The sequence below is a fragment of the Cronbergia sp. UHCC 0137 genome, assembly GCF_034932285.1.
Classification (GTDB): domain Bacteria; phylum Cyanobacteriota; class Cyanobacteriia; order Cyanobacteriales; family Nostocaceae; genus Cronbergia.
On sequence record NZ_JAYGHC010000035.1, the window covers coordinates 46,933 to 56,123 of the forward strand.

The window sequence follows — 9,191 nt, forward strand, 5'->3', positions numbered from 1 at the left end:
AGCCGAATTTTACACCGTTACTCCTTCCAATTGTTCATCAGTTAAATCATACAAATTACGCAATTTATCCAACCTATCTCCATCAGCTTGCCATAAACCGCGTCCTGATGCTTCCAACATTCTCCCTAAAATATTTCTGAATGCTTCAGGGTTGGCTTTGCGTAACTTTTCCGCCATTTCCGCATCTAAAACATAAGTATCTGCGGCTTGATCATAAACCCAATCATCTCTAAAATCAGCAGTACCACCCCAACCGATTAAAGCCGTCATGCGTTGAGAAATTTCAAAAGCGCCACCAGAACCTTGATTAGCCATTGCATTAGCCCATTTAGGATTTAATAACTTAGTGCGGTATTCCATTCGCAATAAATCATCTAAATTGCGGGGTGTGGTGTCCTTAGAAAAACTTTCGATAAAACTCGCTGTTACCTTTCTCCCGCTTTGTTGTTCTGCGGCCTTTTTTAAACCGCCCGTATTGGCGTAATATTCCTGAATATCAGTTAAACCATATTCTACCGAATCTATTTCTTGAACAATGCGATCGCTAGTTTTTAACAATGTTTGTAAAACTTCCGGTCTAGCTTGTCCCTTATCTTCTCTACCATAACTAAAAACGTTACGACTTTGCCAAGTATTCCCCAACTCTTCCCCAGAATCCCAATTACCATCTACTACCCTATCATTTACCAAAGAACCAAAATCACCAGATGGATTAGAAAACAACCTCGCTGAAGCATTTTCCACACCTTGCGCTTTCAAAGCCAAAGCGTGTTTTTTAATAAAATTCTGTTCCTCCGGTTCATCAGCATCAGCAGCACGTTGAAACAAATCATCTAACAATTCGATAATATTCACAAAACTATCACGAAAAATACCCGATAGATTTGCTAAAACATCAATTCGAGGATGTCCTACTTCATTCAAAGGCTTCAACTCATATCTAACAATTCTTCCCGTTCCTTCCTTCACAGGTTCAGCACCCACCAATTCTAAGAGAATCCCCAAAGATTCACCCTTAGTTTTAATAGCATCCAAACCCCACAACAAAACAGCCACAGTTTCAGGATATTTCCCGTGTTCATTTAAATGTTGAGAAATGATTTTTTGACCAACTTCTCTACCTCTTGCATAACCAGCAGGAGAAGGCATACGATAAGGATCTAAAGCGTGAATATTGCGCCCCGTAGGTAAAACACCAGCCCCATCTCTTAACAAATCTCCACCAGGTGCAGGAAGAATAAACTCACCATTTAAACCCCTTAAAAGATTAGTTAACTCATCAGTAGATTGATTTAATAAATTTGTAATTAATTCCTCCTCATCTCTGCGTTCTCTGTGTCTCTGTGGTTCATTCTCTTCATTAAAATAAGCATCCAAATAACCAGTTAACTCCTCCTGATTTGGCACTTCACCGAGAGTATGTAAACCAGAAGAAAACAGCCTATTTTCTAGAACTTGTAAATACTCATATAACTTCACCAAATAATGATCAAAAACGTGACCACTAAACATTCTAACATTTTCCGGCGTAAACGAAATACCCAACCTTCTCGCATCATCAAAAGGACAATCAGCATCCAAACCAGCATCAACAATCTTCTTACAAATCCCCTCCTTTAACAGATAATTCTTTTCTGGATCTTCCCGATATTCAGCAATTAAATCACGTAAAGCCACCAACTCCTTATATAAACCAGCGCGACCGTAGGGTGGAACATTATGAGAAATTAAAACCCCATAACCGCGACGTTTTGCTAAAATAGATTCCGAAGGATTATTAGCAGCATAGATATATAAATTCGGCAAATTCCCTAATAGGATATCCGACCAAGAATAACCAGTATTACCCAAAGGAGAACCGGGCAACCATTCGACAGTTCCGTGCATTCCGAAATGAACTAAAGCATCAGCTTGAAATTGATTTTGTAACCATTTATAAAAAGCTGCATATTGAGGATGAGGTGTTAAATCTCTTTCAAACATTAACCGCATGGGATCGCCTTGTATTCCCAAAGGTGGCTGTACACCTATCCAAATATTTCCTAACTGCACACCACCAATATGTAAATCATCACCATAGGTTTTAATTCCGCTAGAAGTGAGAGATTTCCATTGTTTTTCAATGCGAGATGTGCGGAGATACCCTAACCATTTTTCTAATGTTTGTGCTTTGACACTGTTAACTGAAGTGGGTAAAGGTTTATTCTTTTCCCATGTTTCCATTTCTTCATCTGCTGCTTTAATTTGACGAATTAATTCTTCTCCATCTTCAGGAATATCACCAACTGTATAACCTTGTGCTTTGAGTTGGTGAAGTAATTTAATTAAACTGCGGGGAACGTTCAATAATGCAGCAGTACCCACAGCACCATAACCGGGGGGAAACCCATATAAAATAATTGCTATTTTGCGTTCTGCTGGTTTTTTTTGTCGTAGTGAAACCCAGCTTTTGACTCTATTAATTAAACGCTGTACCCGTTCAGGAACTAAATAAATATTTTCCCCTACTAATCCACCTAAAGGAATGGTATCTATTGCACCGTCTAATTCTGGTAAAGCATACAATACCACACTTTGCAAACCGCTTACTCCTTGACGTGTCCAGGAATGAATATCTTGAATTAATAGGGGTGCGGCGACAATATAAGGTACATTTTTAGAGGTGAGAATCTGTTTAGCAACTTCTATCTGTCGTCCTGCTTCCATTGAACCAGCAGGGCCACCAACTAGGGGAAAGCCTATGGTGGAAACGATCGCATTTACTTTTACTGCTTCTGTTGATAAAGAAGGGGTTTCTATGTTACCATTCTGGCGTTGCTGTTTTTCGTAGTCGGTTGTCATCCAGTCACGAACTGCAACATGGCCTTCTACTCCGTTGATGAAAATGGGTAAGGGAATTAAACCTGCTTGTTCAAATCGACGAATAAGTTGGGGTATGTATGGCTGTTTGGTAATGACGTGTTTGCGGTAGAGTAAGATGCCGATAATAGGCAATTTTCCCTGTTCCCTTGTTTCATACCATTGCAAATATTGACGTGGTGATGTAAAATATCCTGGATAATCGGGATGAAGTAATCCCATATCGGGGGTTTCGACTGGTGGAGGGATTTCTCCAACTTTTAAATTTAAGTATTTTTCTGCTAATATCCAAAATAGGGAAGCAACGTTTTCTGCTCCACCTGCATTCCAGTAACCATAGATAATTAACCAGTTGCGTAAGTCTTGAACTTTCTGCACTGGGATAAATTTGAGGAGTTTGGGTCCGATTTTAAGAAAGCTGATATAACCAGCGAGTTTGTCTTCTTCTTTGCCACTGCTGAATTTGTCGAGGATGAATTTTACTGGTTTTGGCATTCCTTTGGGTTTGTCACCGATCGCAAATGCCCCCAGTTTGGTTAAACTCATCAATTCTAAGGCTGATTCAAATATAAGACGGATGGGGATTTGCGTCAAGCTATCGCGCAACCACAAAACTTGGTCATAATCAAAGATTAAACTCCCAAAAAATACATCCGCACCTTGGAGTGCTGTTTGTACTTCGTCGCGTTTGGTGTTAATATCGCGATCGCTAAACACCCGAATATCCAAATCTAAACAGCGCGAGTTAGCAGAAAAAGCCGCTTTTCGGTACAAATCAGCATTAAACGATTCAAAACCAGCAATTAAGACAATGCGTTTCATGTCTTTACGATATGTTTCTTTACCTTGATCTTAAACACTGTTGTGAACTTATGACAGAATATCTATAACAGGGAATAGGGAAAAATTGCGTAAATCAAGCGATCGCTATCATCATAAATTTATCCCTAGTTTTGACAAATCATGATAGAATCAACCTGTATTTTTTTTAAGATACTGGAAATATCACCGTATTTGCTGAAAATATAGGAATCCTGTTGAATTTTTCAAAAAAAGACTTATTCCTAAACCCTAATATCCACACTTTCCCAGTCACATTGCCAGTCACATTGAATTATAGAGGATGCAAAAAATATGAAATTCGGAATTGATATTGGTCATAATTGTCCACCAGACAGTGGTGCTAATGGCATCAAATCGGAAGATAAATTAACCATGGAAGTAGGTAATAAAGTCATAGATAAGTTAAAAAGTCTAGGACATCAAATCGTACCATGTAGACCAAGTAGTGCTAGTAGAGTAGGACAGTCTTTGGCTAGACGTTGTGAGACAGCTAATAGAAATAGAGTTGATATATATGTGTCGATCCATTTTAATGCCTTTAATGGAAAAGCCAATGGTGCAGAAGTATTTGCCGCAAGCAATTCTGGCAGAAAAATTGCCAAACCTGTATTAGATGAAATCATCAAATTAGGATTTTTTAATCGCGGTGTGAAGGATGGATCTCATTTGTATGTTCTTAGAAATACAAATATGCCTGCGATTTTGATTGAATGTTGCTTCATTGATTCAGCCAAAGATATGCAATTATATGATGGTGAAGCAATGGCTAATGCGATTGTTAAAGGCTTAACTGGTAAGGTTTCAGATGTGCCTGTCAAGCCTACCCCAGCTACTCCAGCTACTCCAGCTACTCCAGCTACCCGAGTTAATCCAGATAGAAGCATTCTCCGATTGCAAAAAGCTTTAAATCAACTGAAAATAACTGATAGAAATAATCGACCTTTAGCTGAAGATAACGCAATGGGTCCGGCAACAGCTTCTGCTGTAGAAAAATTTCAAAAAATCGTGGGGATTTTATCTACAGGAGTGGTTAGTGCTGCCACTTGGGACGCAATTAATTTGCTTTTAGCTAAAAGAGTTGTACAAGGAACTCATGCAAGTGGAGTGGTGATCCGATATTTACAACATCGTGTTGGTAGTGGTGTAGACGGTATTTATGGACCTCAAACAGAAGCGGCAATTAAAAGATTTCAACAAGCAAATGGTTTAACACCTGATGGAATTGTTGGTCCAGCGACTTGGCAGAAATTAATAGATTAGAGAGAGTTGAGTAAAGGAAGGTAGGGGAGGCAGGGGGCAGGGGGCAGGGGGCAGGGGAAGCAGGGGAAGCAGGGGAGGTAGGGGAGGTAGGGGATGTAGGGGAGGAATAATTAATTTACTACCAATCACCAATCACCAATCACCAATCACCAATCACCAATTACCAATTACCAATTACCAATCACCAATTACCAATCACCAATCACCAATTACCAATCACCAATCACCAATCACCAATCACCAATTACCAATTGCCAATTACCCATGATGTTGAAAAACATACTTAGTATTTTTCTTGAAGGTAATTGTCCCCTATGCCAACGCAGCACATCTCAAGAACTTTGTCAATATTGCCTAAAACAACTACAAAGTTGCTCTTTAGAAAATCCTAGAATTATTGCAGACAAAGGATTACAAGTGTTTGCATGGGGGATGTATGGAGGTTGCTTAAAAAGAGCGATCGCTGCGATGAAATACGAAAATAGACCTCAAATTGGTCGCCTTTTAGGTCAATTCTTAGGAGAATCTTGGTTATTAAATTCACCGCAGCTAGAACAAAAATTGGTAATAGTACCTATACCTCTCCACCCTAGCAAACTAAAATTAAGAGGTTATAATCAAGCTGCAATCATCGCTCAAGGTTTCTGCGAAACTACAGGATTCAAATTAAAAATAAATGGTCTAGAAAGATTGAAAGAAACAAAAGCCCAATTTGGTTTATCAGCATCTGACAGAGAAAGCAACCTAACAGAAGCCTTTGCAGTCGGAAAAGAACTACGTCAACATCATCCCCAAACAATAATATTATTAATAGATGATATTTATACCACTGGTGCAACGGCCAAATCTGCCGTATGTACACTACATGAAAGCAATATACCAGTCTGGGGTTTAGCATCCGTAGCTGCTGCCATTAAAGATAGATCAACCTAGAGTTAATGGGCAATTTGTATTTGAGAAACCTATAATTGATCCTAAGACCTTGTGTTGGTGGGAACACTATTTCAATTTATGATCAAAAGTTTTGCAGTAGTTTTAAAAAACATTATTATTATTCCTGTCACTTTGCTGACAATGAGCTTATCCATCAAAACCACATTAGCTCAAAATAAGTTGTATAGTCCCATTCCATTAACTAGCAGTACAGAAATTACTGATACCCTTTCAGCGAATGATATTCCTACAGGTCAAGGTGGATTTGCCCGTGATTATGTGGTCAAATTAAATAAAGGTGATAATCTTGCCATTGATCTATCATCTGATAATTTTGACACGATGATTACCCTATTAGCACCAGATGGATCAACAGTAGCAGAAAATGACGATGGACCAGATGGTAGCAGTAATTCCCTCTTGTTTACTCGAATCACAGAAACAGGAACTTATATTATTCGTGTCCGATCCTTTGGAGAAACTGGCATAGGAACATTTAAACTCAAAGTGACAAAACTACTACCTGTCAAATCACCATTATAAATAATTGAGGTTGTGTCATGCAGCAAAAGGTAATTCGCAACGAATAGCTTCTTCAATCTTAAAGCGATCGCATTCGTAGTCATAAGCTAAATCATCTATTGATTCCCCTGCATGATAACGTTCTGCTAATACACTGGTAGCAATTCCTGTCCCAACAATCACAAGACGACCAAAGGCAATTCGCGGATCGAGGGCAACCAAGCGGGGGTTATCTTCTTCATCAGAACGAGTAAAAGGATAAAGTTTAATTGCTAGTCCAGTATCATCTAATTCAATTCTTTGTAAATGGGCATTAAAAGCATCTTTTAATTCCGTTTGTCCACTTTCAGAAGCGTTAATCAGAGAACCATATTTTTCAATAAACAAATCAACACCATTAGTATGAAATCGCTCATTAGCTAAAGGATGAGGTATTGCAAATTGTTCATCAATGAAGTCTAAAGCAGTTCGTACCTTGCCTAAGTCAATTTTATGATGTTTGCGAATTGCCCTAAGAACATGAATTTCAATCAAATTGGTAAAGGAAAGAAGTATTGGTTTCAGGTTTGTAATTGCTATTATTGGATTAAAGTTTTTTAAACCATTTGAAACTGGATACTTCCGTCCTATTGTCCAAGAACGAATTGTACCTGGTGGAATGCGTAAATAACGAGCAGCATCGCTAATGGAGTATGTAGGAATGTCTCTAGGATCGAATTTGCCGTAAAGCTCGGTCATAAGGGTGGTAACTAGAAAGGTTTATCTATATTATTAAGTCTATCGGCTTTGGTATTTGATAGATTGTATTATATCTGAGAAGAAAATAAATAAAATGCTAGAACATGATGTAATTATTGTTGGGGGTGGATTGGCAGGATGTCGTGCTGCTTTAGAAATTGCCCGTATTGACCCCAAGTTAAATATCGCTATAGTTGCCAAAACTCACCCAATTCGTTCCCATTCAGTTGCAGCACAAGGGGGGATGGCCGCATCTTTAAAAAATGTTGACGCGGAAGACAGTTGGGAAGCACACGCATTTGATACTGTCAAAGGTTCTGACTATTTAGCAGATCAGGATGCTGTAGCCATTCTCACCCAAGAAGCCCCAGATGTGGTAATTGACTTAGAACATTTAGGGGTTTTATTTTCCCGTTTACCTGATGGTAGAATTGCTCAAAGGGCTTTTGGTGGACATACTCACAATCGTACTTGCTACGCTGCCGATAAGACAGGCCACGCAATTTTGCATGAGTTGGTAAATAACTTACGACGCTACGGGGTGCAAATTTACGAAGAATGGTATGTAATGCGGCTGATTTTGGAAGAAGGTCAGGCCAAAGGTTTGGTGATGTTTCACCTGTTGGATGGACAAATTCAGGTGTTACGGGCTAAAGCCGTGATGTTTGCTACGGGGGGATATGGTCGCGTTTATAATACCACCTCTAACGATTATGCCTCGACCGGTGACGGTTTAGCCATGAGTGCGATCGCTGGTTTGCCCTTAGAAGATATGGAATTTGTCCAATTTCATCCCACTGGGTTATATCCCGTAGGGGTGCTGATTTCCGAAGCTGTGCGCGGGGAAGGGGCTTATTTAATCAATTCCGATGGCGATCGCTTTATGGCCAATTATGCACCCAGCCGCATGGAATTAGCTCCTCGTGATATTACCTCAAGAGCGATCGCCTACGAAATCCGGGCTGGACGTGGGATAAATTCCGATGGTAGCCCCGGTGGACCCTTTGTATATCTTGATTTGCGTCATCTGGGGAAAGAAAAAATCATGAGTCGCGTCCCCTTTTGTTGGGAAGAAGCACACCGTTTAGTTGGTGTTGACGCAGTAACTCAACCTATGCCCATCCGTCCCACGATTCATTATTGCATGGGTGGTATACCAGTAAATACAGATGGACAAGTCCGCAGTTATGGTGATGATTTAGTTGCAGGCTTTTTTGCTGCTGGAGAAACCGCTTGTGTTTCCGTTCACGGTGCAAATCGTCTTGGTAGTAATTCTTTATTAGAATGTATTGTTTACGGCAAACGCACAGGGGCAAGTATAGCCCAATATGTCCAAAATCGCAAATTACCAAATCTAGATGAACAACCTTACATTCAACAAGCAAAACAGCAAATTCAAGCTTTATTAGAACAACCTGGAAAATATCGAATTAATCAAATTCGTCAAGCTTTCCAAGATACCATGACCGAATATTGTGGTGTATTTAGAACTCAGGAATTAATGAGTGAAGGATTAGAAAAATTAGCAGAATTACAACAACAATATCCCCAAATTTATTTAGATGATAAAGGCAGTTGTTGGAATACAGAATTAGTAGAAGCCTTGGAATTGCAAAGTTTAATGGTAGTAGGACAAACCATACTAACCTCAGCCCTAAATCGTCAAGAAAGTCGTGGCGCACATTTCCGGGAAGACTTCCCCAATAGGGATGATGGTAATTTCTTAAAACACACAATGGCTTATTATTCACCTGCGGGAATTGATATTCAATATCGTCCAGTAGTGATTGATATGTTTGAGCCAAAAGAGAGGAAGTATTAGAAAATTCAAAATCAAGGACTGTTGTGATGATCAAATAAAGACAAAAAAGAGTAAACATGGAGTATAATAGATTAATCTTAGAAACCTGAGTTAAAAAACGTGCTTTCTGAAGCAGGTTGCTATTTTGAACGTCAAGGCAAAGGTGATCATGAAATTTGGTACAGTCCTATTAATTCAAGTTGCTAGTTATTAATTTTTCGGATATTCTGTAGTC

6 protein-coding genes are annotated in these 9,191 nt (G+C 39.3%); 4 read left to right on the forward strand and 2 right to left on the reverse strand.

All coding sequences use genetic code 11. The features are described 5' to 3' along the window. Positions 1-9 precede the first annotated feature (9 nt). Complete coding sequence (gene bchH / locus VB711_RS17810; RefSeq protein ID WP_323287538.1) at positions 10-3,681, reverse strand: magnesium chelatase subunit H; 3,672 nt, start codon at positions 3,679-3,681, stop codon at positions 10-12. 312 nt (positions 3,682-3,993) lie between these two features. Between bchH and VB711_RS17815 the strand changes: the two genes are divergently transcribed. From VB711_RS17815 to VB711_RS17825, 3 genes are all read left to right on the forward strand, one after another. After that, positions 3,994-4,962, forward strand: coding sequence for an N-acetylmuramoyl-L-alanine amidase (locus tag VB711_RS17815; protein WP_323287539.1), 969 nt, complete (start codon positions 3,994-3,996; stop codon positions 4,960-4,962). A gap of 267 nt (positions 4,963-5,229) precedes the next feature. Beyond that, positions 5,230-5,895: a ComF family protein gene (locus VB711_RS17820; RefSeq protein ID WP_323287549.1), complete on the forward strand. Its 666-nt coding sequence runs from the start codon at positions 5,230-5,232 to the stop codon at positions 5,893-5,895. A gap of 78 nt (positions 5,896-5,973) precedes the next feature. Continuing rightward, positions 5,974-6,438: a PPC domain-containing protein gene (locus VB711_RS17825; protein WP_323287540.1), complete on the forward strand. Its 465-nt coding sequence runs from the start codon at positions 5,974-5,976 to the stop codon at positions 6,436-6,438. A gap of 15 nt (positions 6,439-6,453) precedes the next feature. On the opposite strand, the gene VB711_RS17830 is transcribed toward VB711_RS17825, so the two are convergent. Then, the gene (locus tag VB711_RS17830) at positions 6,454-7,155 is read right to left on the reverse strand and encodes a DUF433 domain-containing protein (RefSeq protein WP_323287541.1); all 702 of its coding nucleotides are present in this window, start codon (positions 7,153-7,155) and stop codon (positions 6,454-6,456) included. A gap of 94 nt (positions 7,156-7,249) precedes the next feature. Between VB711_RS17830 and VB711_RS17835 the strand changes: the two genes are divergently transcribed. Beyond that, the gene (locus tag VB711_RS17835) at positions 7,250-8,977 is read left to right on the forward strand and encodes a succinate dehydrogenase/fumarate reductase flavoprotein subunit (RefSeq protein ID WP_323287542.1); all 1,728 of its coding nucleotides are present in this window, start codon (positions 7,250-7,252) and stop codon (positions 8,975-8,977) included. Positions 8,978-9,191 lie beyond the last annotated feature (214 nt).